Annotated in this window: 25 protein-coding genes and 1 pseudogene; 12 read left to right on the forward strand and 14 right to left on the reverse strand. The window is 60.0% G+C overall.

Features of this window, described 5'->3' with window-relative positions; genetic code table 11:
* Positions 1-10: 10 nt before the first annotated feature.
* On the reverse strand, positions 11-964 hold the full coding sequence (locus tag HX790_RS02400; RefSeq protein ID WP_017136147.1) for a putative 2-dehydropantoate 2-reductase: 954 nt from the start codon (positions 962-964) through the stop codon (positions 11-13).
* Positions 961-1,347: a hypothetical protein gene (locus tag HX790_RS02405; protein WP_017136146.1), complete on the reverse strand. Its 387-nt coding sequence runs from the start codon at positions 1,345-1,347 to the stop codon at positions 961-963. The genes HX790_RS02400 and HX790_RS02405 overlap by 4 nt, the downstream gene beginning before the upstream one ends.
* Between HX790_RS02405 and HX790_RS02410 the strand changes: the two genes are divergently transcribed.
* Together HX790_RS02410 and HX790_RS02415 are read left to right on the forward strand one after the other, a co-directional pair.
* Complete coding sequence (locus HX790_RS02410; protein ID WP_017136145.1) at positions 1,346-1,780, forward strand: PilZ domain-containing protein; 435 nt, start codon at positions 1,346-1,348, stop codon at positions 1,778-1,780. The genes HX790_RS02405 and HX790_RS02410 overlap by 2 nt on opposite strands.
* A gap of 130 nt (positions 1,781-1,910) precedes the next feature.
* Entirely contained in the window at positions 1,911-2,987 is a 1,077-nt protein-coding gene (locus tag HX790_RS02415) for a 3-deoxy-7-phosphoheptulonate synthase (RefSeq protein ID WP_017136144.1), read from the forward strand.
* 128 nt (positions 2,988-3,115) lie between these two features.
* Here the strand turns inward: HX790_RS02415 and HX790_RS02420 are convergent, their stop codons facing one another.
* Positions 3,116-3,397, reverse strand: coding sequence for a GNAT family N-acetyltransferase (locus tag HX790_RS02420; protein WP_003189869.1), 282 nt, complete (start codon positions 3,395-3,397; stop codon positions 3,116-3,118).
* Between the two features lie 622 nt (positions 3,398-4,019).
* Between HX790_RS02420 and oprI the strand changes: the two genes are divergently transcribed.
* Complete coding sequence (gene oprI / locus HX790_RS02425; RefSeq protein WP_003172710.1) at positions 4,020-4,271, forward strand: outer membrane lipoprotei OprI; 252 nt, start codon at positions 4,020-4,022, stop codon at positions 4,269-4,271.
* A 135-nt stretch (positions 4,272-4,406) separates the two neighbouring features.
* On the opposite strand, the gene HX790_RS02430 is transcribed toward oprI, so the two are convergent.
* From HX790_RS02430 to HX790_RS02440, 3 genes are all read right to left on the reverse strand, one after another.
* Positions 4,407-5,378 carry a L,D-transpeptidase family protein gene (locus HX790_RS02430; protein WP_017136143.1) on the reverse strand — a complete coding sequence of 324 codons (972 nt, stop codon included), beginning with the start codon at positions 5,376-5,378 and terminating at the stop codon, positions 4,407-4,409.
* Positions 5,379-5,462: 84 nt separating this feature from the next.
* On the reverse strand, positions 5,463-5,753 hold the full coding sequence (locus HX790_RS02435) for a hypothetical protein (RefSeq protein WP_017136142.1): 291 nt from the start codon (positions 5,751-5,753) through the stop codon (positions 5,463-5,465).
* Positions 5,754-5,811: 58 nt separating this feature from the next.
* Positions 5,812-6,417 (reverse strand): arylesterase, encoded by a 606-nt coding sequence (locus HX790_RS02440; protein ID WP_017136141.1) that lies wholly within the window; start codon positions 6,415-6,417, stop codon positions 5,812-5,814.
* A 10-nt stretch (positions 6,418-6,427) separates the two neighbouring features.
* Here HX790_RS02440 and HX790_RS02445 point away from each other — a divergent pair, with 10 nt between their 5' ends.
* On the forward strand, positions 6,428-7,111 hold the full coding sequence (locus HX790_RS02445) for an ABC transporter ATP-binding protein (protein WP_017136140.1): 684 nt from the start codon (positions 6,428-6,430) through the stop codon (positions 7,109-7,111).
* The gene (locus HX790_RS02450) at positions 7,111-9,621 is read left to right on the forward strand and encodes an ABC transporter permease (protein WP_099549076.1); all 2,511 of its coding nucleotides are present in this window, start codon (positions 7,111-7,113) and stop codon (positions 9,619-9,621) included. Before HX790_RS02445 ends, HX790_RS02450 begins: the two co-directional genes overlap by 1 nt.
* Before the next feature lie 44 nt (positions 9,622-9,665).
* On the opposite strand, the gene greB is transcribed toward HX790_RS02450, so the two are convergent.
* Together greB and HX790_RS02460 are read right to left on the reverse strand one after the other, a co-directional pair.
* Complete coding sequence (gene greB, locus HX790_RS02455) at positions 9,666-10,139, reverse strand: transcription elongation factor GreB (protein WP_056857197.1); 474 nt, start codon at positions 10,137-10,139, stop codon at positions 9,666-9,668.
* Between the two features lie 126 nt (positions 10,140-10,265).
* Positions 10,266-11,312: a hypothetical protein gene (locus HX790_RS02460; RefSeq protein WP_099549077.1), complete on the reverse strand. Its 1,047-nt coding sequence runs from the start codon at positions 11,310-11,312 to the stop codon at positions 10,266-10,268.
* Between the two features lie 238 nt (positions 11,313-11,550).
* On the opposite strand from HX790_RS02460, the gene HX790_RS02465 reads away from it, so the two are divergent.
* Genes HX790_RS02465 through HX790_RS02475 form a run of 3 tightly spaced genes read left to right on the forward strand, consistent with a single transcriptional unit; the run spans position 11,551 to position 14,933 of the window.
* A complete protein-coding gene (locus HX790_RS02465) occupies positions 11,551-12,477 on the forward strand; it encodes an ABC transporter ATP-binding protein (protein WP_099549078.1) in 927 nt (308 codons plus the stop codon).
* Complete coding sequence (locus tag HX790_RS02470; RefSeq protein WP_176991189.1) at positions 12,474-13,199, forward strand: ABC-2 transporter permease; 726 nt, start codon at positions 12,474-12,476, stop codon at positions 13,197-13,199. Before HX790_RS02465 ends, HX790_RS02470 begins: the two co-directional genes overlap by 4 nt.
* 15 nt (positions 13,200-13,214) lie before the next feature.
* Positions 13,215-14,933: a Gldg family protein gene (locus HX790_RS02475; protein WP_176991190.1), complete on the forward strand. Its 1,719-nt coding sequence runs from the start codon at positions 13,215-13,217 to the stop codon at positions 14,931-14,933.
* A 7-nt stretch (positions 14,934-14,940) separates the two neighbouring features.
* Here the strand turns inward: HX790_RS02475 and HX790_RS02480 are convergent, their stop codons facing one another.
* From HX790_RS02480 to HX790_RS02490, 3 genes are all read right to left on the reverse strand, one after another.
* Positions 14,941-15,249 (reverse strand): hypothetical protein, encoded by a 309-nt coding sequence (locus HX790_RS02480; RefSeq protein WP_003172695.1) that lies wholly within the window; start codon positions 15,247-15,249, stop codon positions 14,941-14,943.
* Positions 15,250-15,509: 260 nt separating this feature from the next.
* A complete protein-coding gene (locus HX790_RS02485) occupies positions 15,510-15,944 on the reverse strand; it encodes a DoxX family protein (protein WP_017136132.1) in 435 nt (144 codons plus the stop codon).
* 103 nt (positions 15,945-16,047) lie between these two features.
* Positions 16,048-17,469, reverse strand: coding sequence for a transglycosylase SLT domain-containing protein (locus tag HX790_RS02490; RefSeq protein WP_017136131.1), 1,422 nt, complete (start codon positions 17,467-17,469; stop codon positions 16,048-16,050).
* A 236-nt stretch (positions 17,470-17,705) separates the two neighbouring features.
* Here HX790_RS02490 and HX790_RS02495 point away from each other — a divergent pair, with 236 nt between their 5' ends.
* The 3 genes and pseudogenes from HX790_RS02495 to HX790_RS02505 all read left to right on the forward strand — a co-directional run.
* Positions 17,706-18,527: a TatD family hydrolase gene (locus HX790_RS02495; RefSeq protein WP_176991191.1), complete on the forward strand. Its 822-nt coding sequence runs from the start codon at positions 17,706-17,708 to the stop codon at positions 18,525-18,527.
* 210 nt (positions 18,528-18,737) lie between these two features.
* Positions 18,738-20,219 (forward strand): methyl-accepting chemotaxis protein, encoded by a 1,482-nt coding sequence (locus HX790_RS02500; RefSeq protein ID WP_138449876.1) that lies wholly within the window; start codon positions 18,738-18,740, stop codon positions 20,217-20,219.
* 109 nt (positions 20,220-20,328) lie between these two features.
* Positions 20,329-20,577, forward strand: a pseudogene (locus HX790_RS02505) (terminase); the annotation flags it as partial.
* Positions 20,578-20,583: 6 nt separating this feature from the next.
* Here HX790_RS02505 and HX790_RS02510 read toward each other — a convergent pair.
* The 3 genes from HX790_RS02510 to HX790_RS02520 form a co-directional block, all read right to left on the reverse strand.
* On the reverse strand, positions 20,584-21,381 hold the full coding sequence (locus tag HX790_RS02510) for an acyl-CoA thioesterase II (RefSeq protein WP_176991192.1): 798 nt from the start codon (positions 21,379-21,381) through the stop codon (positions 20,584-20,586).
* Positions 21,382-21,471: 90 nt separating this feature from the next.
* Positions 21,472-22,233 (reverse strand): CHAD domain-containing protein, encoded by a 762-nt coding sequence (locus tag HX790_RS02515; RefSeq protein WP_017136127.1) that lies wholly within the window; start codon positions 22,231-22,233, stop codon positions 21,472-21,474.
* Positions 22,234-22,275: 42 nt separating this feature from the next.
* On the reverse strand, positions 22,276-22,554 hold the full coding sequence (locus HX790_RS02520; RefSeq protein WP_010176194.1) for a hypothetical protein: 279 nt from the start codon (positions 22,552-22,554) through the stop codon (positions 22,276-22,278).
* Between the two features lie 237 nt (positions 22,555-22,791).
* On the opposite strand from HX790_RS02520, the gene HX790_RS02525 reads away from it, so the two are divergent.
* The gene (locus HX790_RS02525; RefSeq protein ID WP_099549110.1) at positions 22,792-23,829 is read left to right on the forward strand and encodes a patatin-like phospholipase family protein; all 1,038 of its coding nucleotides are present in this window, start codon (positions 22,792-22,794) and stop codon (positions 23,827-23,829) included.
* Positions 23,830-23,848: the final 19 nt, after the last annotated feature.

Consider the following 23,848-nt stretch of genomic DNA (forward strand, 5'->3'; position numbering starts at 1 on the left):
TCTCCCCAATTCAGCGATTGCGCCGATCAATAAAACTCAAGGCCTGGTAGAGCGCCTGCATGCATGGCAATTCACAGCCCGCCGCTTTGGCAGCGGCCAATGGCCGGGCGTAGATCGCCGCCAGTTCCAGCGGGCGTTTGTGCACGTGGTCGTGGTACATGCTGGGCAGGTAGTCAGCCATGGTGTCGGTCATGGTGAGCATTTGCTCGACGTAACTGCCGGGAATTTCATGGCCACAGGCGTGGGCGCCCTTCACCACTTCAGTCATCAGGGCCTGGATCAGTTCGCGGCTGGACTCATCGGCCATCATCGCGCTGGTGCCGGTGCCCAGCAATACCGAGAGGCCATTGAACGGCACATTCCAGACCAATTTATGCCACCGCGCCTGGTGCACATTGGCCATGGCTTGGGACTCGATGCCGGCCTGGTGAAACAGCGCGGCGCCCTCCTCGACAATGGCCTTCTGCTGCGCCTCATCGTTGGCCGCCGTGCCACTGTGATAGCCAAGATTCACCCGGCCCAACGCCTGATGCTCGACGACACCCGGCCCGGAACGATGCACGCCGATGTAACACAAGCCGCCCAACAGGTGCAGCGACGATGGCAGGTGTTCGCGCAGGCTGTCTTCAACATCGAGGCCGTTTTGCAGGAGCACTACCTTGGCGCCCGGTGCGGCGACCTGGGCAAGGGTTGGGGCCAGCTCCACGTTGCCGGTGGATTTGGTGCCGACCAGCAGCCAGTCGCACGCCGGCATATCGGCAGCCTGGGCATAGGCCTGCACAGGGTGCAGGTGCAACTTGCCGTGCACAGTACTGTTGAGGTGCAGGCCATGCTCGGCGACCGCCGCATATTCACTGCGCAACAGAAAGTGCACATCGAACCCGGCACGCGCCAGCATCAGGCCGTAAAAACCACCGATGGCACCGGTGCCGATAATGCCGATGCGGGGCGACTGTGCTGTCATGGCAGATCCTCTGGAGTACGGGTAAGTGCTTGATTAATCGCGTCCGCAAGGTCGGGCCGGGTAAGACGCGCCTGTAACTGCCCAAGGAATTGACCCTCGCACACGAGGAACAACGCGGGCAAATGAAAGATCTGGTAGCGCTCAACCGCCCCGCCGTTGTGCCCGGCATCCACCCAGCACACGCGCTCGACCGGCAACGTCCAGCCGGGCAGTTGCTGGCGTGCCCAACGGCAACTGGAACAGCCCACGCTGGTAAACACCAGCAGCGAAATACCTGGCAATCCCAGCAATTGCTGGTCAATATCCAGGTCGGTCAATTCCAGTTCCTTCACTATACTGCTGCCACTGCCGTCAATTGGACGGTGCTCGGAGTCCGTGTACATGGGTCGTTTTTTACCTCACCCTGATGATGTCGCTGTCGAGTTAATCCAACGTCCCGCCCCAGCTATTCCCCGCCAACGCCTGCACACTATCGGCCTGGGCGGCGTCGCCTGCAATTGCCCGCGTGCCTGGCGCCAGGGCTCGGCGGTTGATCTGCGCATCCCGTCACTGGGCGCCAGCGCCCGTTATCCGGGCTATGTGGCCTGGTGTCGCAAAGTCGATAATGGCTACCGTATCGGCATTTCCTTTACCGATGAACATGCCTTGTTCGGTGCGCGCATGGGCGAGCAAGTGTGCCAGATCGAACGCTACTGCCGCCTGCACGAAGACGCCGAGCCAACCCCTGCCCAGCTCGAGACCATGGCCCGTGAGTGGGTTTCACGCCATGCCAGTGAGTTCGCCCACGACACCTTTGTGGCGCCGGTGCTGGATTAAAGCCGGCTTTGCCCATTGTCGCGGCCCCGTGTTACGCGCTAAGGTTCCTCCCCCCTGCATTCAAATCATGCTGTGCCCGCCGCACGGGGATAGCAGGCGGCCGGCACCCGTGACCCTGGCGAGTAACACGATGGCTGATTTACCGATCAATGACCTTAACGTCGAATCCAACGAGACCCTGATCACCCCTGATCAGCTCAAGCGCGAAATCCCTTTGAGCGATGCTGCCCTGCAGACCGTGACCAAGGGCCGCGAAGTCATTCGTGACATTCTCGATGGCACCGACCACCGCCTTTTTGTAGTGATCGGCCCGTGCTCGATCCACGACCTCAAGGCTGCCCACGAATACGCCGAGCGCCTTAAAGTGCTGGCGGCTGAAGTGTCCGACACCTTGTATCTGGTGATGCGCGTCTATTTCGAGAAACCACGCACCACCGTCGGCTGGAAAGGTTTGATCAACGACCCGTACCTGGACGACTCGTTCAAGATTCAGGACGGTTTGCACATCGGTCGCCAATTGCTGCTGGACCTGGCCGAAATGGGCCTGCCGACCGCGACCGAAGCGCTGGACCCGATCTCCCCGCAGTACCTGCAGGACCTGATCAGCTGGTCGGCCATCGGCGCACGCACCACCGAGTCCCAGACCCACCGCGAAATGGCGTCCGGCCTGTCCTCGGCCGTGGGCTTCAAGAACGGCACCGATGGCGGCCTGACGGTTGCGATCAACGCCCTGCAATCGGTGTCCAGCCCGCACCGTTTCCTGGGTATCAACCAGGAAGGTGGCGTGTCCATCGTCACCACCAAGGGCAACGCCTATGGCCACGTGGTACTGCGCGGCGGCAACGGCAAGCCCAACTATGATTCGGTCAGCGTGGCGCTGTGCGAACAGGCGCTGAACAAGGCCAGGATCAAGCCGAACATCATGGTCGACTGCAGCCACGCCAACTCCAACAAGGACCCGGCCCTGCAACCGCTGGTGATGGAAAACGTCGCCAACCAGATTCTTGAAGGCAACCAGTCGATTATCGGCTTGATGGTCGAAAGCCACTTGAACTGGGGCTGCCAGTCGATTCCAAAAGACCTGGCCGACTTGCAGTACGGCGTGTCGATCACCGATGCCTGCATCGACTGGTCAGCCACCGAGACCACCCTGCGCAGCATGCATGCCAAGCTCAAGGACGTGTTGCCCAAGCGCAAACGCACCTGACCTTACACTGCGCACACAAAAACGCCGGGCTTAGCCCGGCGTTTTTGTGTGCGGCATCTGATTGATCGTTCCCACGCTCTGCGTGGGAATGCAGCCATGGACGCTCCGCGCCCCGCCTCACTCAATATTCAGAGCTTCGCGGCATGGCGCTGATGGCGCTCCATGTAGCGCTCTACGTAAGAGCACGAAGGGATCACGGTGTACCCGGCCTCTTCGGCGAACTTCAACGCTTCCTCGGTCAACGCAGCAGCAATGCCGCGCCCGCGCAATGCGTTGGGCACGAAGGTGCGATAGATGTCCAGGGTCTGTTTGCCCAGGTCCATATAGGTCAGATAGGCACGATGACCGTCCACATTGGTCTCGAACTGATGACCAGCCTGGTCATGGTGGATGGACAACGCCTCGCTCATCACTACTCCTCGCGGGTCTTGGATTTCGACCCCTACCTTACCGATGTTTTTCCGGCGAAGGAACATCTACGCCACCCCGTGCCGGTTTCGACAACGAGAAAACCTATAGCGCTCACAACCAGCACGTAGAGAATAGTAGGCACCAATGCTGCAATAGCTCAAGGCGCACTCGTCATCCCTTGCCGCTGGCGGTTACAGAAAGGGCTTCGATCAATCGATGATCGATAGCCTGAACATTGCCGGCAGTTGAAGCTTGAGACGAACTGCCGCTCTTAAAGTCACCTCTAGATGCGCCTACATGCGCAAAAGATGCCGGGCCAGGCAAAGGCCAACTGAAAAAAAGTGTCATCGTAGATATATAAATTTACACCTGCTTACCCAGCCTGACACAGGCTGGCCGGACCTCTCAGCTTGGATCCAGTTCCCGACGAAATGAAAATTTTTGAGCAGTTTTTATACAAACCTCCAAAAGATTAGCCAAAATAGATACGGCACAAGAATTTTTTTTGCTTCTTGCGCTACGTCAGTTTACTTACTACAAGTAATGAGTAGTATGTACGCCGGCTATCAGCTCACCCTGAGAAAGTAGCCATTTAATAGAAAGTCCTTGAAGGGGAACACGATGAACAACGTTCTGAAATTCTCTGCTCTGGCTCTGGCCGCAGTTCTGGCTACCGGTTGCAGCAGCGTCTCCAAAGAAACCGAAGCTCGTCTGACTGCAACTGAAGACGCAGCAGCTCGCTCCCAGGCTCGTGCAGACGAAGCCTACCGTAAAGCTGATGAAGCTCTGGCTGCTGCTCAAAAAGCACAACAGACTGCTGACGAAGCTAACGAGCGCGCTCTGCGCATGCTTGAAAAAGCAAGCCGCAAGTAATAATCCCTCGGGGTTGTTATCAAGCCGATCCATTCTTGGATCGGCTTTTTTATTGCCTGCAATTCAGCCCTGAATCCAGCGCAATAAAAAGCCCGCCATAGCGCAAGGCCTTGGCGGGCTTTTGATCGAACAGGCTTATTGCTGCAGATCGATAGGCGTGCTGGACACCACCGGCGTGTTGGCACCCGGTACCCCAATCTCGGTGGGCAGGCCATCTTCGGCGGCCACCACATCACGCACCTGATCCCAATTGACGCGCAAATTGTTGGCCAGGTCTTCGCGCTTGAGCAGGGCATTGATGACCGCAGTGTGCTTGTCGACCACCGAAGGCGTGCCATCGTCGTTCAGCGGCGTATGCGCTTCAAGGTAGACCTTGCCGCCACTGCTGCCGAACTTGTACGCATCGTTGATGATGCGCACCGAGGTGCCGACCGGCACCATGTCGGCCATCTCCAGCACGTTGTTGTTGAACATGCGGAAGCAACCGTGGCTTGTACGCGTGCCGATACCAAATTTCATGTTCGAACCATGGATCAGGTAACCCGGCGTGCCCAAGGTGAACTTGAACGGCCCCAGTGGGTTATCCGGCCCGGCCGGCACCACATTGGGCAGCGGGTCGCCATTGGCGGCGTGCTCGGCCTTGATCGAGGCGGGCGGGGTCCAGGTCGGGTTGGGGATTTTGCCGGTGATGGTGGTGTGCGCGACCGGCGAACCCCAGCCCTCACGGCCAATGCCCAACGGGAAGGTGTACACCACGTTCTGGCCCTTGGGATAGTAATAGAGCCGGTATTCCGCCAGGTTGATCACGATACCTTCGCGCGGGCCGGGCGGCAGAATAAACCGCGTGGGCAGCACAATCTCGGTGCCCGCGCCGGGCAACCAGGCATCCACACCCGGGTTGGCCGCGACCATTTCCGAATAGCCCAGGTCATAGGTGGTGCCCAGGTCGGCAAAGGTGTCTTCGTACTTGGCCTTGATCACCTGGACCTGACCGACGATGTCTTCACCCGGCGGGGGCAAGGGCAACTGCAAGGCTGACGCCGAACCGGCTGCACACAAGGCAGCAAGAGACAGGCAGCAGGTAACGACGGAAAGGCGCGACAACATCCGGAAAATCCTTCGCAGAACGACGGGTAGGAAAACACTGATTGTATACGTGAAGCGCGATCCAGGCATCAACCTGCCCCGCTGCTACTCGAAGCGCAGCTCTGGCCAGATCAGCGGCGTGCCACGCTTTTGCGATTCGAGAATTGCCCGGCACAGCGGGCACAGGCGCTGGTCCTGAAAAATCGCACGGTCCACCGATGACCAGCGTGGTTGCGCCGGCAACAAAGTGCCGCACAGCGTGCGGTCGATCGAGCCACCCAGCTCCAATTGACGCGCAACCAGATGCACCCGGACTTCCTGGCAGGCGAACAGATCCAGCTGCTCGTCAGGCTCGATCAGTTGGTAGTTGAACAGGGACCAGGCAGGGCGCGACATCGGGGGCTCCAGATCGGGGGGGCGCCACCTTAGCCGAAAGCCTGCCGGTAGAAAAGCGTCATAGCAGCGGTTTTAGCGTCGGCCAGACATTTTCCAGCAACTTGCCCTGTGCGCCGACTGCCGGGTGAAGCTGATCGGCCTGCATCAACTCGGGATGGCCGCCCACGCCCTCAAGGAAAAACGGCACCAGCGGGATGCTTTTTTCCTTGGCCAAGGTACCGTAGACCTCGGCAAATGCCGTGGTGTATTTAGGGCCATAATTTGGGGGCAACTGCATCCCCAGCAGCAGCACCTTGGCGCCCTTGGCCTTGGACTGGTCAATCATCGACGCAAGATTTTGTTTCAATTGCGCTGGCGGCTGCCCACGCAGGCCATCATTGCCACCCAACTCGAGAATCACCACATCCGGTTTATGCTCTGCAAGCGCCGCCGGCAGCCGCGCCAGGCCTCCGGCACTGGTGTCGCCGCTGATGGAGGCGTTGACCACTTTATCGTCGAAACCTTCGCTCTTGAGCCGTTGTCCCAGCAACGCTACCCACCCTTTGCTGGTATCCAGCCCGAAACCGGCACTGATACTATCGCCAACGATCAGGACTGTACCCGCCGCTGCGTTCTGGGCCATGCACATCAAGGCCAGGCCAGCACTCAAAAACCACATTCGCATCGGATTCTCCATGGGCGCAAGCATTCTCACCGCGCGAAACCTTAGCAAAGTGGTTCCCAGCGCGGAAGGTGAACTGACTATCCTGCACGAACTGAGCCTGGAACTGAACAAGGGCGATAGCCTGGCTATCGTCGGCAGCTCCGGTTCCGGCAAATCCACCCTCCTCGGCCTGCTGGCCGGCCTCGATCTGCCCAGCAGCGGTGAAGTCACGCTGGCCGGGCAAGCCTTGAGCACCCTCGACGAAGACCAGCGCGCACGCATACGCGCCGAGCACGTGGGTTTTGTCTTCCAGTCATTCCAACTGCTCGACAGCCTCAATGCGCTGGAAAACGTCATGCTGCCGCTGGAGCTGGACGGCCGCAAGGACGCCCGCGAGCGCGCCACCCACCTGCTGGAGCGTGTGGGCCTGGGCCAACGCCTGACCCACTCGCCGCGCCAGCTTTCCGGTGGCGAGCAGCAGCGCGTCGCTATCGCCAGGGCCTTCGCCGCCGAACCGGATGTGCTGTTTGCCGATGAACCCACCGGCAACCTCGACAGCCACACCGGCGAGCGCATCAGCGACCTGCTGTTCGAACTCAACAAAGAAAGCGGCACGACCCTGGTGCTGGTCACCCACGACGAGCGCCTGGCCCACCGTTGCCGGCGCCTGATCCGCCTTGAAGCCGGCCTGATGGTCGCGCCCCTGGAGCCTTGATGGCACGTTTGCCGCTGTTGCGCCTGTTCAGCCTTGCCATGCGCCAATTACTGCGCGACGCCCGCGCCGGTGAGTTGCGCGTGTTGTTTTTCGCCCTGCTGGTGGCGGTCACGGCCAGCACCGCCATTGGCTACTTCGGTGCACGCCTGAACGGCGCCATGCTGTTGCGTGCCACCGAATTCCTCGGTGCCGACCTGGTACTCGAAGGCAGCTCGCCGGCCCGCTTCGAGCAAATCAGGTCAGGCACCGAACTGGGCCTGGATCACGCGCGCATTGTTGAGTTCTCCAGCGTTATCGCGACCGATAATGGCATCCAGCTCTCCAGCATCAAGGCGGTCAACGAGCAGTACCCGTTGCGCGGCGAACTCAAAAGCGCCACGCAGCCGTTCGGCGCAGAAACTGCAGGAGGCGGCCCAAAACCCGGCGAAGCCTGGGTGGAAGCACGGCTGCTGACGGCGCTGGACCTCAAAGTCGGCGACAGCATCGACGTGGGCATGAAAACCCTGCGGCTGACGCACATCCTGACCTACGAGCCCGATCGCGCCGGTAACTTCTACAGCCTCACGCCACGGGTGATGATCAACCTCGCCGACCTGGACGCCACCGGCGTGGTGCAACCCGGCAGCCGCGTGAGCTACCGCGAACTGTGGCGTGCGCCCCAGGGCAGCACGGCACTGCAAACCTATCGCGACCTGGTCAAGCCGGGCCTTGCCGCCAACCAGCGCTTGCAGGATTCGCGTGACGGCAACCAGCAGATCGGCGGAGCCCTGGGCAAGGCCGAGCGTTACCTGAACATGGCCAGCCTGGTGGCAGTGCTGCTGGCCGGCGTGGCCGTGGCGCTGTCGGCCAACCGCTTCGCCAGCCGCCGTTTCGACGCCAGCGCGCTGCTGCGTTGCCTGGGTTTGTCACGCCGCGAAACAATGCTGCTGTTCAGCCTGCAACTGAGCGTACTGGGCCTGTTAGCCAGCCTCACCGGCGCCGTGCTCGGCTGGTTGGCGCAATTTGGCCTGTTCTATTTCCTGCATGACTTGCTGCCGGCCGACGTGCCGCCCGGCGGGCTGCTGCCAGCAGTGGCGGGCATCGGCACCGGGCTGGTCGCCCTCGCCGGCTTCGCATTGCCGCCCTTGGCAGCGTTGGGCCGGGTGCCGCCGCTGCGGGTATTGCGACGTGACATGCTGCCGATCCCTTCCAGCACCTGGATGGTGTATGGCGCTGCGCTGTTCGCCCTCGGCCTGATCATGTGGCGCCTGAGCCTCGATCTGGTGCTGACCTTCGCATTGCTCGGCGGTGGCGTGATGGCCGCGCTGATCCTTGGCGGCCTGCTGTTGTTGTTACTGCAAAGCCTGCGCCGGCTACTGGCTCGCGCCTCGCTGCCCTGGCGCCTGGGTTTGGGCCAGTTGCTGCGCCATCCCTTGGCCGCAGCCGGCCAGTCCCTGGCATTTGGCTTGATCCTGTTGTCCATGGGCTTGATCGCCCTGCTGCGCGGCGAATTACTCGACACCTGGCAAAACCAGCTACCCAAGGACGCCCCCAACTATTTCGCCTTGAACATCCTGCCGGCCGATAAAGACGCCTTTGGCGCCCGCCTGCTGGAGTTGCAAGCACAAGCGGCGCCGCTGTACCCGGTGGTGCCGGGCCGCTTGATCAGCATCAATGGCGCGCCAGTGCAGGAGATTGTCAGCAAAGACTCCAGCGGTGACCGCGCTGTGCAGCGCGACCTGAGCCTGACCTGGGCAGCCGACCTGCCACCGGGCAACCTCCTCACTGCAGGCGCTTGGTGGTCACAGCAACCGGGCGATGGCATCCCAGGGGTGTCGGTAGAAGCCAAGGTCGCTGAAAGCCTGAAGCTGAAGCTCGATGATCACCTGGTGTTCACCGTCGGTGGCGAGAACCGCGAAGCACGGGTGACGAGCCTGCGAACCATCAACTGGGACAACTTCCAGCCCAACTTTTTCATGATTTTCCAGCCGGGCACCTTGAAGGACCTGCCCGCTACTTACCTGACCAGCTTCTATCTGGCGCCGGGGCATGACCAACAGATCGTCGACCTGTCCCGGGCCTTCCCGGCCGTCACTATCCTGCAGGTCGAAGCCTTGCTGGAGCAGTTGCGCAGCATCCTCGCCCAAGTGACCCTGGCGGTGGAGTACGTGTTGCTGTTTGTGCTGGCGGCGGGCATGGCCGTGCTGTTTTCGGGCCTGCAGGCCACTCTGGATGAGCGGATTCGCCAAGGCGCGCTGTTGCGGGCGCTGGGGGCCGAGCGCAAGTTGCTGGTCAAGGCGCGACGGATCGAGTTCGGCTTGCTGGGTGCGGTAAGCGGCTTGCTGGCAGCCCTGGGCACCGAGCTGGTGACCTGGGTGCTGTACCGTTACGCCTTTGACCTGGCGTGGCATCCGCACGCGTGGTTGCTATTGCTGCCAGTGATCGGTGCCGTGCTGATCGGCGGCGCTGGTGTATTCGGTACGCGTCGCGCGTTGAATGCCAGCCCATTGACGGTGTTACGCGAAGGTTGAAAACCAGCGCTGGCCAGCACGCCCGACGGCGTGCCGGCCAGCGTTTACTTCACATACTCGATACCCGTAATCCACCAGCACACCTCGCCGGTTGGCGTCTGCACCATGGCTTCATCGTCGACTTCCTTGCGCAGCAACGCCCGGGCCATCGGGGAGTCGATGGAGATGTAATCCATGCGCTCATAAATTTCGTCATAGCCGACGATCCGAAACCGCTTGGTCTCGCCCTGCTCATTTTCGATATCGACCCAGGCGCCGAAAAACACCTTGCCCTCCTGCTCGGGCATGTACTCCACCACCCGCATGTCTTCCAGGCGCTTGCGCAGGTAACGCACACGCCGATCAATCTCACGCAGCAGTTTCTTGTTGTATTGATAGTCCGCGTTCTCGCTGCGATCACCGAGGGACGCCGCCCAAGTCACCTTGCGGGTGGTATCTGGACGCTTTTCACGCCACAGGTAATCCAGCTCTTTTTTCAGCGCCTCATGACCTTCTTTGGTTATCAGCTTGGTACTCAAACGCGTGCATCCCCAGACAGTGTCCAATGGTGCCGATACGCCAAGGCGTCATGCCCTGGCGCCGGCCGGCTGGGGTTGATGATAAATGAACCCTGAAAAGTAGCCAGACCGTAGAACACATCAGCTTCAAGCCTGGCCGTCCAGGGTTTGATCAAGCTCCAGGAGTACACTCTGCAGGCGCTGGCGTATTCCCGCCACCTGCGACAGCGCCAGCGTCAACTTCTCAGCCTTTTGGCCAACCTCAAGGTTTCGCGCCTGCAACTGCGTTGCTTGTTGCTGCAACTCCTGGCTCCTTTCGTCCAGCTCACTCTGTTCCTGCTCGAGTCGTGCCTGCCACTGCGTTAGCATTTCCTCGCGCTCGTTCACCGCAAGTTGCTGTTGCGACAGCTCTTGGGCGACCTTTGCCAGGCTGGACAACGTGCTGTCTACCTCAACCAACGAGGCATGTTCCATCTTCGGCACAGGTGGGCGCGGTGCAGGCGCTGCTTGCTCGACCTGAACAGGTGGCGCGCTGAGCTCGACGGGCACTGGCACTGGCACTGGCACGGGTTCTGGTTCAGGTTCAGGTTCTGGCGCAGGGGCTATCGCGGCGGGAGCCTCCAATGGTTGAGCCTGGGCCGGCTCTGAAACGGGCGGCTCGACGGGCCTGGCTGGGTTCGTGGCCCTGGGCGGCGAAATCATCTGCGACGAGAAGCGAATCGAAGGCACGATCAACGAAGCACTTTCGATGGCCGGCAGCACGGGTGCCGACATGCCCAGGGTAATGACCTTCATGACCAATGCCTTCTTGATGATCATCGAGTGATGGTCCTCAGGCCTGGCGGGCGGTAACTTGCAGCCTTTCAAATCAATGAAATGAAAAGGCACCGAGGATTCGATAACGGTGCCGTTCTTAGTCCCGGAAGCAGCGGCCACCATCAGGATTTGCTTGAACACTTGCATGGCAACTTGCAGGTCTTCCTTGGACTCGACCCCGCCGAGGAAGTACCGGTCGAGTTTCTTGCGTAGCGCCGCGATGTAGACCCTGGAGTTACCAGGTTCGGTCTCTTCATCCAGGCTATAGACCAAAAAATTGGAATCGGTCTGTGCAACGGCAAACCCACAAAGCAGTGCACCGTTGACCGGCGTGTCCTGACCGCTGCGTTCAAGAACAAGCGTGCGAAGAAGCATCATGATATTCAGGCCTTATTGCGAAAGAGTAAACCTTATATAAGCGCCAGATAAATACCCGGCCATTAACTAACCTCGGAACAACGCAATTGTTTCAGCAAGTTATCCGATTCGGCGTAGGAATTATCTGAGAAGTATGTCCCCTTGTTCCCAAGTCCAATGATTAAACGTATCTTTCTCGGCGCTTACCGTGCATGACGGTACAAGTTCTTACGCCTCGCAAAACTTATTCGGTAAAAAGATGCTCGAGATAAGCAGCCTGACAAAGCGTTTGGGTAAAAGAAACGTCATCACTAATCTCTCGTTCAGCGCTCAACGCCAGGAATGTATCGGCTTGTTCGGGGAGAGTGGCGCAGGCAAAACCACACTGCTGAATGTTATCTCCGGTTTGGCCAGCCCCTCGGCCGGGCATGTCACTGTCGAAGGCTTTGATACCCAGGCTCATCCTCTGCAAGCGCGAAGAGCCCTCGGCTATCAACTCCAGGACGGCCTTAGCCATCAAACGATGTCGGTCAAAGGCGTGCTCAATTTCATTGCCGCCGTACGCGGCTTCAGCGGTGCTGAAAAACGCAGCCGGGTTGATCGAGCAGCCATGCGCCTGGAATTATCACGTGTACTCGATGCACCGATCGATACGCTTTCCGTCGGTTTGAAGCGCAGAGTCGCTATCGCCCAGGCGATCCTGCACACCCCCGGCCTGCTGCTGCTCGATGAACCGATTGAGGGGCTGGCAACGGATCAACTGCTCAAGTTCAAGACCCTGATCCAGTCGCTGACCGAAGACATGACGGTCCTGATCGCCTCCCGGCATTGCGACAACCTGTCGAGCCTGTGCACGCGCGCCTTGGTCATCGCTGCAGGGCACCTTGTGGCAGACACCCCGCTGCCCGATTTGCAGCGCAACTCCCGGCATTACCGAGCTGTCACGCTGGCCGCAGAAACACCCCTGGATTTACTCGCCCTTGCCGTATTACCCGGCGTGGCAGGTATAGAAGAGGACCGGCATGCGCCCGGCACCGTAACGGTTCTGGCGATGCCCGGGCACGCCATCTACCCCCATATCAACGCACTTATCGCCAGCCGCGGCTGGAACATAACGTCACTGAATCTGGAGCCAGGTCGCCTGAACGAAGTCGTTCAGCATCTGAGCCACGAGGTCACTCTTTGAAACTGCTGCCTGTCATTTTCAAGCGCCAACTGGCCAGTTATGCCTGTACACCCAGCACGTACCTCGGTATTGCCGCGTTTTTAGTGTTGTGCGCCACCTTGGGGTTGTACACAAGCAAATGGCTGGAACAGGAAAGCGGCGACCTGCAGGGGTTTTTCCAATTGCACCCTTGGCTCTACCTGTTGCTGATTCCCATGTTGTCGACGCAATTATGGTCGGACGAACACCACGCCGGCATGCGCGACATGATGAAAACCCTGCCCATCACCAGCGCAGAGCGGGTCATCGGAAAGTTTCTGGCTGCGTGGGTCGTGTGCGCAATCGCATTGCTGCTTACTTTCCCACTGGTAATCCTCGCCAACTACCTCGGCACCGCCGACAACCGTGTTATCGCTTCACAGTTTCTAGCCAGTTGGTTGCTGGCCGGCGCTTATCTTTCTGTCGGATGCTTTACGTCTACCCTGACCCACCAACGTTTGGCTGTCTTCCTGATAACGGTGGTGATGTTACTGGCCGCCAGCGGACTTTCATCGGTTCTCGACGCACTTGAGCATCAGGCGCCGATCTGGGTCATAGACAGCCTGGTCTCGATTAACCCGATTTCACGTTTCGGGGCTATCGACAACGGCAAACTGACGCTGCATGACGGCTTGTACTACATCAGCATGATCCTTGCCTTTCTCTCGGCATCCACCGTCACGCTCAACTACAAAACCAGTTGAGAAGGAAAGCAAACGATGCGTTCTACTCTGAGTACGGGTATGACATTGGTGGTCATATTGCTGCTTTTCCTTGCATTCAATCTCGCGTGGGTCGGCAAACTACCGAATATCCGCTGGGACTTCTCACAGCAGAAAATCCACACGTTATCGCCCCCTGCGCGACAACTGCTTGCCTCTCTGGAACACCCACTGGATTTGTATTACTTCAACTCAAGTAATGACCCAAGAAGAAGCCAGGCAATAAACCGCTTCGGCGAACGAGTGGAAGATTTACTCAAAGAGTTCGAAAAAGCGTCAGCAACCATGATTAACCTACATGTTATAGATCCTACTCCTTATTCAGAGGATGCCTACAAGGCCGGCCTGTTCGGATTGGATGACAAGCAAGGCTTTCTTGGCCTCATCGGCACCCGCCCAGGCCAGCCCGCGCAACGTATCAATGTACTGCGCCTGGATGACGAGCCCTTGCTTGAGTACGAAATCAGCCATCTGATCCACCAACTGATGCACCCCGAGCCCCCCACCGTCGGCGTATTGACGGGGTTGGCATTGAACGCGTCCGGTGAACAGTTGCTGGCACAGATGCATCAGCATTTTGATCTGACAGGTCTGGCATCAAGCACTCCGACAGTGCCCGAATCGATCAAAACCCTGATGCTTGTGCACCCGCGCGCCCTGCCGGAACAAACCCTGTATGCAATTGACCAGTTTGTATTGAGGGGCGGCAAACTGATGCTCTTTATTGACCCGGTGAGCGAGGCCGAGACAGACGCCAAACCCGTCGACACAAGGCTGGACGGGCTACTGGCGGCTTGGGGCATACAGATGCCGGCGGACAAACTGCTGGTCGATCACGCATTTGGTTCAGGTGCGCCAGCAGTACTGCACCCGGCCAAGCTGAACCTGCCACGGCAAGCAATGGCGGCCAACGATGTGAGTGCCTGGAAACTGGATACAGTCATCGTATCAAGCAGCGGTGCGCTGTCGCGCGTGAGGAAAAGCCGCACCACACTCACGCCTCTGTTACAAAGCTCCAGGCGCTCCACCCTGCTGGACGCAGGCCGCTTTGCAGCAACGTCTGCAGACGACTTACTGGCTGAAGGGATACCGGCTGCCACGCAACCCCACGTGATCGCGGCGCGCCTCGAAGGCCCCGCCTACTCGGCCTTTCCAGACGGCATTGACGGGCAGCCTGCAGGCTTGCAAAAGGCCGCACAGATCGAGGTGGTGGTGGTCGCGGACACCGATTTACTGATGGACGCTGTGATCAACTCTGCGCCCAACAACAACGTGATGTTTGTCTTGAACACCTTGGATAACCTTGCGGCTCCCGACGTGCTCGCAAGCATTCAACCCCGTGCAAGCAGCCAGTCCACCCACGCACTGGAGCAACTGCGCGAGGCGGCCGCACAGGCTTATGCACAAAAGGCCGGGGAACTGCAAAAACGGCTGGAGCAAACCGAGCAAGAATGGCAACGCCTGAACCCACCGAGTATTGGCTTCGGCACCCGTGCAGTGGACACCAATATCCAGTTGCAGGCGCTCAACAAGGAACGCCTGCGGCTGCCCATGGAGTTGCAGGCACTCAAGGTCCAGGCGTATGCATCGGTGCATCGAACAGAACGCAACCTCAAGCTGCTGATGATTGGCGCAGTACCGCTGCCGTTATGCCTGATCGCCTGTGCAGTGTTCCTCTACCACCGGCGTCGTCGATCGGCGGCTGTCGTTCACTGATCAGCCGTCAACGACGCGCAATCAGCCCTTGCCGGGCGATGCGCGTCAGTTGGCGGATCACTTCCTCGGCATCGCCCGCGCTGGGTGCCTGGATAACGGCAAGATCAAAGCTGTTGCTGGCAAAACGCGCCAGGGAGTCGCCATCTTCCACAAACTGGATCAGAAATGCTGAAGGGCGCCCGGTGCGGCGCGGCCATCCGTCGAGGTAACGCAGCAAGGTCGGCTGATGCTTGCCACCCAAGAGGATTTTGGGGTTGCGTTGAGTCAGGTCCGCGGTGATCGGAGCCAGGCGTATGAGGGGGCGTGGTGCATTCATCGTGTCGTGTCTCTGCCTCAAAAGTCTGCGGGCAGGTGAGAGGCAACACCGAACCAGCGCTTTAGCGGTATTTCGAAACCTGACTCTTGATGAGTGCATGCTTCTGTCGGGCTGCATTGAGTCCCAGTGGCGCCCCGCAATTAGCTGTTTAAATCGGCGCATGAGCAGCATCCTAGAGAAGCCGGTGGGGCGATGTCAAGAATCCCGAGCAATGAAAAAGCCCGCTCATGGCGGGCTTTTTCAGCAGGTAACGCGGGTCATCAGTGGGCGATGGCGCGGTCGACCGAAAGTTTGCCAGCACCTTCGAACAGTACCGCCAACGCACCACCGAGCAAGGCCAAGGCGAACTCATAACCGTTGTTGGCCATGAACAAGCCGTTATGGATATGCACCGAGAAGATTGCCACCAGCGACAGGAAGGTCAGGCCCAAAGCCGCTGGACGCGCCAGCAAGCCGATGATCAAGGCCAGGCCGGCGAAGAACTCAGTACCGCCGGACAACACCGCCATCAGCGTGCCTGGGGTCAGGCCGAGGCTTTCCATGTATTGCGCAGTACCGGCCAAGCCGCCGCCGCCAAACCAGCCAAAGAGCTTTTGCGAACCGTGAGCGGCGAAAACGATGCCGACAAAAATTCGCAGGATGGTCAGGCCGTAACCGGCGCGAGTGGACAGAATGCGAGTGATCAGTGGGCTCATGGAGAGAATCCTTTTCAAAGTAGGGGTTGGTTGGCCGCTATATTAATCGGATCAGACAATGATAAAAGCGCAAAAATCGCCTAATACTTATCGATAAAACCGATTATTTTCGTGAGGCAATTTTCGGCGCCGACGGCTCCAGGGATTCACGCTCCCGATCAAACGCCAAGTAATACTTGTTCACGCTATTAACATAGCTGACGCCGCCCATTCCCACCTGTTCCATGGCAATACGTTCGACCTGGAAGAACCACTGATTGGGGTTCAAGCCCCGCCGGCGAGCTTCTGCACGCATACCCTGGACCCGCTCCGGCCCCATGTTATAAGCCGCCAGCACAAAGGCCATGCGCTCGCGCTCGTTGAGTTTGGGGCTGGCGAAGAACTTGCGGCGGATCATCGCCAGGTAGCGCGCACCGGCCTGCACATTGCTGTCCAGGCTCTCGATATTGTTCACCCCCACCCGCTGCGCCGCCGATGGCGTGATCTGCATCAGCCCGGTCGGCCCGCCGCTGTTGCGCGCGCCAGGGTCGAGTGCGGATTCCTTGAACGCCAGCGCGGCCAGGTTCAGCCAGTCCATACCCTGCTCGCGGGCGTGCTTTTGCAGCACCGGACGCAGTTTCTCCAGGCGCTGGCGGTCGGCGCGGGCCAGCGGGTTGCGCACTTGGTAGAGACGTCGATAGATCCGCTGGAACGCCACGTCCTGGTCGGACGGCGTATGGTAAGTCTTGAGGAAGCGATCGATACTGGCCCGCAGCATCGAGGCATCCTGGCGCACAAACCAGTATTCGTCGCCCGGCTCGCTGATCACCACCTGCCGATCAAAACGCAGTTTGGGCAGGATTTTCGACCAGCGCTCGGCAATCGGTTTTTCAACGATGGTGAGGTGGAAGATCCCGGCCTGGACCATCTCCAACACATCCTCCACGGCCAGCGTCGGGTCAACCCACTCCACCTTTACCGGCGGGCGCTTGTGCAGCGCCAGTTGCTGGTTGACCTGATTGATCGCGTCCGCCGCCGCACTGCCGGTGGTCAACGCCAGGGTGCGCCCGGACAATTGCTCCAGCTTGGTAAACCGCCGCTCACCCTTCACGCCCACCAGCCATAGCGGCACACCACTGGCAATCGGGTCGCTGGTGCTGATTTTGTGCGCGGCCTTCACATCGAGTAATTCACCCGGCGCCACCAAGTCGCCTTCGCCACGGGCCAACGCGCCGAGCAATTGGTCCTTGGCCTTGGGAATAATCTTGAGGTTGATTGCTTCTCCATCCCGGGCATGGCCGTTCAGGTATTGCTCGAAGGCTCGCAGACGATGGTATTCGACCCCGATGGCCTGGCCCTGGACCTCACCGGAACTGTTACGGCTCTGGTTGACCAGCACACGCAGGGTGCGGCTGGAACGGATCTGCGCCAAATCACGAACCTTGCCGGGCTTGGTCACTTCCAGCGGCCCGTCGAGACGTGCGACCGCCGCCATGGGCAGCAGTAACGTCAGGCACAACATAAGCAACGCCGAGGGTCGGATCATCCGCTCTCCGGAAAGAATACTGGCCAGCCATCTCGTGAAAGACGAGAAGCTGGAGGTCAGAAACAGAGCGCTTCAAGCGCTGGCAAGGCACGCAACGGTGGCGTCGGGGCAGGCGGCGGGCCAGCCACAATGTCACTTGCGACGTTCAAAGACAGCTATAACGCGTTGTAGTTCTTAGTTTTTCTTATAAATCTACAGCTCTGATATGCTTTCCGGCCGCAGGCGGAGCTAGCACCATGCAACTCATTGATATCGGCGTCAACCTGACCAACCCCAGTTTCGACGAGAGGCACCAGGCCGTTCTCGACCGTGCCTACGCCGCCGGCGTGCAACAATTGGTGCTCACCGGTACCAGCGTCGAAGGCAGCGAGCAAGCCCTGGAACTGTGCGTAAAACTCGATGACAGCGGCCAACGCCTGTTCAGCACCGCCGGCATCCACCCGCACTCGGCCAGTGACTGGAACGGCGACAGCGCCCAACGTTTGCGCGGGTTGCTCAACGAAAGCCGCGTGCGTGCGGTGGGCGAATGCGGGCTGGACTTCAACCGCGACTTTTCCCCGCGTCCGCAGCAGGAAAAAGTCCTTGAAGAGCACCTGGCACTGGCGGTTGAGCTGAAACTGCCGGTGTTTCTGCACGAACGTGACGCCAACCAGCGCCTGCTGGAGATCCTCAAGGATTACCGCGACCACCTCAGCGCCGCCGTGGTGCATTGCTTTACCGGCGAGCAACAGGCGCTGTTCAGCTACCTGGACCTCGACTTGCATATCGGCATCACCGGCTGGATCTGCGACGAGCGCCGTGGCACACACCTGCATCCGCTGGTCAAAGAAATTCCCCGTGGCCGCCTGATGCTGGAAAGCGATGCGCCGTACTTGCTACCGCGCACCCTGCGGCCGAAACCGAAAAATGGCCGCAATGAACCGGCTTATTTGCCCGAAGTGCTGCGTGAAGTGGCACTGCATCGCAATGAAACGCCGGAAGACCTGACCGAGCACAGCACCGCCTGCTCCCGTGCGTTTTTCGGTTTGCCCTCGGTGGCAACGCAGGGTTCGACGTGAGCTCAGAAGCCATACCCGATTAAATGTGGGAGCTGGCTTGCCTGCGATGCAGGCACCTTGGTATGTCAGGTGTACCGAGTTGATGCCATCGCAGGCAAGCCAGCTCACACATGATGCGGCGCATTGACCCATGTCAAAAACGCTTTCCTGAGTAGCGGCACAATAATGGCACCTTGCCAATGCTGTTTCCGCTATCAGAGAAAACCTTCCATGGGTGCCTGGCTTAGCAATATCTCGCTGAAGTACAAATTCTGGGCCGTGAATGCGGTCGCTTTCATCACCACCTTACTGCTGGTGCTCTATGCCGTGCAGCTCGAGCAACAGGCCCGCAGCGATGCATCTCGGGCCTCGGCGCAGGCCCAGGCGCGATTACTCGGTGCCTGGCCGGCCAACACCCCATTACCCAAAGATGAACATTGGCTGACCTTTGCCCGCGGCCAAATCCCATCGTTGGCTGATCAGGATCTGTCCGCCTTGAGCACCGCCAGCGGTTGGGTCGAACTCAATCACATGCCCTTGCTCGGGGAAAACCCACTGATCGGTGCCGACGTCGTCACACGGGCCGATGGCCAACAGATCGCCGTGTTGGCCTATGGCCGCAGCCTCAGCCAGGTCTTCAGCGAACGCTTCGCCAACTACGCCGTGGCCGTGTTGATCCTCATGCTGGCGATGCTCGGTGCGTCGCAGTTGTTGATCCGCTTCCTGCTCAGCCAACTCAACACCCTCAAGGACGTAATGCTGCACGTGGAGAAGACCGGCGACCTGTCGGCCCGCGTGCCCCTGGCCTGCACGGACGAGGTGGGCCAGATGGCCAGCGCCTTCAACGCCATGCAGGCCGGCTATCAGCGCGTGGTGAGTACCGTGGCGCGCACCGCCCAGCAACTCGATGACGGCGCCGCGCGCCTGGCCAGCAGCATGAACGAGGTACAGCACGGCATGCTCGGCCAGCAAAGCGAAACCGACCAGGCGGCTACCGCCATCAATGAGATGACCGCCACCGTCTACCATATCGCTCAACATGCCGGCGCTACCCGCGACCTGTCCCAGACCGCCGACACCCTCGCCGGCAGCGGCCAGGAAGTGGTCACCCGGGTACAGCGCTCTATCGCCGGCCTGTCCACCGGCGTGCAGCAGACGGCTGAAATGATCCAGAAACTCGCCGAAGACAGCCAGAAAATCAACGGTGTGGTCGGCGTGATCCATAGCATTGCCGAACAGACCAACCTGCTCGCCCTCAACGCCGCCATCGAAGCCGCCCGCGCCGGCGAAATGGGCCGTGGTTTTGCCGTGGTCGCCGACGAAGTACGCAACCTGGCCAAGCGCGTGCAAAGCTCCACCGATGAAATCACCCGCATGGTGTCGGCGCTGCAAGCCGGCACCCGCGACGCGGTGGACTTCATGCAGGAAAGCTCGTTCAAGGCCGACGACTGTGTGCAACAAGCCCAGGATGCCGGTGCCGCACTGGCCGAAATCACCAGTGCTGTGGCCCAGATGCGCGAAAGCAACACCCAGATTGCCGTGGCCGCCGAACAGCAGAGCCATGTGGCCGAAGAGATGAACCGCGCGGTGGTGAGCATTCGCGATGTGACCGAGAACACCGTGCAGCAGACGGTGGAGTCGGCCACCACCAGCAATCAGCTGGCGACCTTGGCCGGGGAGTTGAGCAAGGCGATCGGGCAATTGAAGCTATAAGCCAAACAAGGCTGGCTATGGCCTCCATAGCGAGCCTTGATTCGCCGTCCCAGGGGCCTGCGACCTAAACTTTGTCCATGTTGTTTCAACGGACAGAGGATTGATCATCATGGGCAAACGTCACCCCAACTTCCCCGCCTGGCAATGGCGCACTCAGCCACAGGCTCACCAGCACCCCACCAACCTGGGCCTGCAACTGATTGCCGTGCCTTTGCTGATCATTGGTTTTCTGTTGATGGTGTCTGGCGTATTCAGCTTCAGCCTGGCCAGTTTTGCCATCGGCGTCGTCGGCGTGTTGGCGGGCCTAGCACTGCAACGCCACGGCCGCACGCTGGAAGCCCAGGGCAGCCAGCACTTCTGAGGCTCAGGCGAAGACCACCACGGTCTGTCGGCTGATGGCGATCAACTCGCCGCTCGGGCTCCACAGCGCGGCAGCGGCATGGCCGTAGCCGTCGCGGGCGTGCTCGATGTTGACGTAGTACTGGCACCAGTCAAGGGTGGTCAGGCTTTGCAGCGGCTGGATGAACTCGATGGTCCAGGTCAAGGTGCTGCCCGGCGCGGGCTTGGTCAGGTGCGGCAGCAAGGCCGGTGGCCAGGCGTCGACCAGGGCAAGAATATGCGACTCGGTCAGCGGCTCTTCCTTCACGTCCCCACGCAAACGCACCCAACCGCCCATGTCGCGGGATTTATTACCGGTAAACGGCAGGCCGCCGACACTCCAGCGCATCGCCAAGTGACGCATGAATTCGGGGGTAACGCCCTTGATATAGGGCAGTTCCTGGCACTCATCCCAGTGTTTGAACACCGGCGGCGCTTCGCTCGACACATCAATTACCGACTCACGGGCCGCGCCAAAGCTGGCTTGTACCAAGGTCGCCACTTCGCCGTTCTGCACCACGCGGCCGAGCAACTGGCTGACCGCCTTGCCTTCGCGCAGCACTTCGACTTGATAACTGGCGGGCACATCCGGCGCTACCGGGCCGACAAAAGTGATGGCCAGCGAGCGCAAAGGCCGATCCACCGGCACTTGGGCGCGCAAGGTTTCGTATTGCAAGGCAGCCACCAGGCCACCAAAGGTTGCGCGGCCCTGCGCCCACTCGGCAGGGATGGTCACTTCGAGCGGGTTGTTACGGGCGGCATCGAGCAAATCACAAAAGCGCATGGCAACCTCACATCCAGAAAACCGATGTCGGGATCTTAACCAGCAGGTTGAGCAGGCACAGCGCCTATTCCGGCCAAAAGCCGGACCGGTTTAGAAACAATCCGCGCTGAGCTTGTCCAGCACCCGATCCGCCTGGCCTTCAGCCTTGGCCATGGTGCGCTGCCAAACCGCAACACACGGCTGCAGGTCGGGTTGATGTTCAGCCTGGGCCAGCCATTGCCAGCAATCGTGCCAATCGCCGAGGGCGCCTTGCGCTTGCTTGAGGCGTTGCATCGCCTTGGCCGGCAGTTTGTCCAGTTCGGGGTAGGCTTCGCCCGCGTAGCGCACGCGCTTGATCAGCAGGCGCAGACGGTGGCGGTCATGATCCGGGTCTTTGAGGGCGTCATCGAGTTTCTGCGACTGCTTGGCCAGACGCTTCTCGATGCGCGGGCGCAGGCCTTTGAGCAGTCTCTGGTGTTGGGAGGCGCGGATAAAACGCGGGAAGGCATCCAGGATCAGCAGCAAATGCGCGAGTTCCGGGCTTTGCGCCACCTGGCGGTAAGCATCGGCCTGCAAACGCAGGCGCCGGTCGGCCGCCGCGTGATGGCCGTGCTGCTGCAAATACGCCGCCAGTACCTCACGGTCACGCAGCGGCGTGGTCAATTGGCCGACCGTGCTGGCGGCCAATTCCAGCTGCTCGACACCCGGTAGCCCACGCAAGGGGCGCAATAAACTGCGCAGGCGCCGCACGGTGGTGCGCAGGTCATGCAAGGCTTCATCGTCGGTAACGGCGGCGAGGCGAGCCTGGCAGCTCAGTAACCCTACTTCCAGGCCAATGACCTGAGCGACTAACTGATCAACCAGCGCTGACATCCCTTCCCCCTTAACGATGAAACCCTAGTCCCCGCTTACCGATCAACGCCCGGCGCGGGACTCACGAATGTAGAAGCGCGCTTTCTCGGCCTTATTGGAACAGCCTTCAAACGCTTCGAATTGCTGCTGGGTCTTGGCGCCGGTTAACAGCGACAAAGCCTTAGAGTAGCTCACGGTGCCGGCAAAGCCTTCGGCCTTGGCCAAATCCAACTCGTGCCAGGCCGCATCCAATTGCGTGCCACAGCTGTCGCGGTATGCGGTTTTGCCGGCACAACCGGCCAGGGCCAACACGATCACAGGCACACACATCCAGGCTTTCATCAATGACACCTCAAATATAGAAAAACAGTCGTAGGCTGTAGACGTTGCCTCCAAGGAAAAGTGCCTTGGGGGCCGCCTGAAATCAGAAGTGTCCATTCAAAAGTGCTTTCAGCAGTGCCTGCTCAGAAATGCCTACCGCCAGAGCATACCCGAGCGTAATGGCTATTCTGGAAAAATATTTTGATGCCCTCGGCCGGTAAGCGCATTGTGGGCCACTGTTTTGCGAAGGATCAGCTCATGAAAAAACGTGTTGCCTTGGTGCTCGGCTCCGGCGGCGCCCGCGGTTACGCCCACATCGGCGTGATCGAGGAAATCGAACGGCGCGGCTACGACATCGCCTGTATCGCCGGCTGCTCCATGGGCGCCGTGGTCGGCGGGATCTACGCCGCCGGCAAGCTCGACGAATACCGCAACTGGATCGAGAGCCTCGACTACCTGGACGTGCTGCGCCTGGTGGACGTGAGCTTTCGACTGGGGGCGATTCGTGGCGAAAAAGTCTTCGGGCAAATCCGCAAGATCGTCGGCGAGATCAATATCGAAGAACTGCGGATTCCCTACACCGCCGTGGCCACCGACCTGACCAACCAACAGGAAATCTGGTTCCAGGAAGGCTGCCTGCACCAGGCCATGCGCGCTTCGGCGGCGATTCCCAGCCTGTTCACGCCGGTGATGCAAGGCAACCGCATGCTGGTGGACGGCGGCCTGCTCAACCCGCTGCCGATCGTGCCGGTGGTGTCGAGCCATTGCGACTTGATCATCGCAGTCAACCTCAACGCCACCAACCAGAAGCACTACCACCTGCCAGTGATCCAGCGCCCGCCGGCGTTCAAGAGCCGCTTCAACAGCTTGGCCAAATCGCTGGGTTCGCACCTGCCGTTTCGGCGCAAACAGGCCGAGCAACTGATGAAGCTGGAACAGGAAGCCTTGCAGTCCCAGGCCGCCGAAATCAACCCGTGGCTGGAGTCGGCCGAACCCGAAGCCCAACAACCTGCGGCCGCCCCGGAAAAACAAGGCGCCCCGAAGTCCGCGACCGGCTCGTTCATTATCGATAACGTCGGGCCGGCGTCACTGCTGGACCTGATCAACCAGAGCTTCGAAGTGATGCAGACCTCGTTGGCGCAGTACAAGATTGCCGGTTATCCGCCGGACGTGCTGATCAACGTGCCGAAGCGGGTGTGCCGGTTTTTCGAGTTCTACAAGGCGCCGGAGTTGATCGCGTTGGGGCGGGAAATTGCCAGTGATACCTTGGACAAGTATGAGAGTGAGCAGGGTTGAACGTGTGGATGTGGCTGAT

Origin of the sequence: Pseudomonas sp. IPO3747 (assembly GCF_013385245.1) — a bacterium.
Lineage (GTDB): Bacteria > Pseudomonadota > Gammaproteobacteria > Pseudomonadales > Pseudomonadaceae > Aquipseudomonas > Aquipseudomonas edaphica.

Excerpts from the sequence above, each read along its gene's own strand:
- HX790_RS02400 (WP_017136147.1), bottom strand. The coding sequence starts at position 964 with ATGACAGCACAGTCGCCCCGCATCGGCATTATCGGCACCGGTGCCATC.
- HX790_RS02495 (WP_176991191.1), top strand. The coding sequence starts at position 17,706 with ATGCAACTCATTGATATCGGCGTCAACCTGACCAACCCCAGTTTCGAC.
- HX790_RS02475 (WP_176991190.1), top strand. The coding sequence starts at position 13,215 with ATGCGTTCTACTCTGAGTACGGGTATGACATTGGTGGTCATATTGCTG.
- HX790_RS02465 (WP_099549078.1), top strand. The coding sequence starts at position 11,551 with ATGCTCGAGATAAGCAGCCTGACAAAGCGTTTGGGTAAAAGAAACGTC.
- HX790_RS02480 (WP_003172695.1), bottom strand. The coding sequence starts at position 15,249 with ATGAATGCACCACGCCCCCTCATACGCCTGGCTCCGATCACCGCGGAC.
- HX790_RS02435 (WP_017136142.1), bottom strand. The coding sequence starts at position 5,753 with ATGTCGCGCCCTGCCTGGTCCCTGTTCAACTACCAACTGATCGAGCCT.
- HX790_RS02460 (WP_099549077.1), bottom strand. The coding sequence starts at position 11,312 with ATGATGCTTCTTCGCACGCTTGTTCTTGAACGCAGCGGTCAGGACACG.
- HX790_RS02445 (WP_017136140.1), top strand. The coding sequence starts at position 6,428 with ATGGGCGCAAGCATTCTCACCGCGCGAAACCTTAGCAAAGTGGTTCCC.
- HX790_RS02485 (WP_017136132.1), bottom strand. The coding sequence starts at position 15,944 with ATGAGCCCACTGATCACTCGCATTCTGTCCACTCGCGCCGGTTACGGC.
- HX790_RS02410 (WP_017136145.1), top strand. The coding sequence starts at position 1,346 with ATGGGTCGTTTTTTACCTCACCCTGATGATGTCGCTGTCGAGTTAATC.
- HX790_RS02420 (WP_003189869.1), bottom strand. The coding sequence starts at position 3,397 with ATGAGCGAGGCGTTGTCCATCCACCATGACCAGGCTGGTCATCAGTTC.
- HX790_RS02490 (WP_017136131.1), bottom strand. The coding sequence starts at position 17,469 with ATGATCCGACCCTCGGCGTTGCTTATGTTGTGCCTGACGTTACTGCTG.
- HX790_RS02515 (WP_017136127.1), bottom strand. The coding sequence starts at position 22,233 with ATGTCAGCGCTGGTTGATCAGTTAGTCGCTCAGGTCATTGGCCTGGAA.
- HX790_RS02440 (WP_017136141.1), bottom strand. The coding sequence starts at position 6,417 with ATGCGAATGTGGTTTTTGAGTGCTGGCCTGGCCTTGATGTGCATGGCC.
- HX790_RS02525 (WP_099549110.1), top strand. The coding sequence starts at position 22,792 with ATGAAAAAACGTGTTGCCTTGGTGCTCGGCTCCGGCGGCGCCCGCGGT.
- HX790_RS02450 (WP_099549076.1), top strand. The coding sequence starts at position 7,111 with ATGGCACGTTTGCCGCTGTTGCGCCTGTTCAGCCTTGCCATGCGCCAA.
- HX790_RS02430 (WP_017136143.1), bottom strand. The coding sequence starts at position 5,378 with ATGTTGTCGCGCCTTTCCGTCGTTACCTGCTGCCTGTCTCTTGCTGCC.
- HX790_RS02405 (WP_017136146.1), bottom strand. The coding sequence starts at position 1,347 with ATGTACACGGACTCCGAGCACCGTCCAATTGACGGCAGTGGCAGCAGT.
- HX790_RS02510 (WP_176991192.1), bottom strand. The coding sequence starts at position 21,381 with ATGCGCTTTTGTGATTTGCTCGATGCCGCCCGTAACAACCCGCTCGAA.
- HX790_RS02500 (WP_138449876.1), top strand. The coding sequence starts at position 18,738 with ATGGGTGCCTGGCTTAGCAATATCTCGCTGAAGTACAAATTCTGGGCC.
- HX790_RS02415 (WP_017136144.1), top strand. The coding sequence starts at position 1,911 with ATGGCTGATTTACCGATCAATGACCTTAACGTCGAATCCAACGAGACC.
- oprI (WP_003172710.1), top strand. The coding sequence starts at position 4,020 with ATGAACAACGTTCTGAAATTCTCTGCTCTGGCTCTGGCCGCAGTTCTG.
- HX790_RS02520 (WP_010176194.1), bottom strand. The coding sequence starts at position 22,554 with ATGAAAGCCTGGATGTGTGTGCCTGTGATCGTGTTGGCCCTGGCCGGT.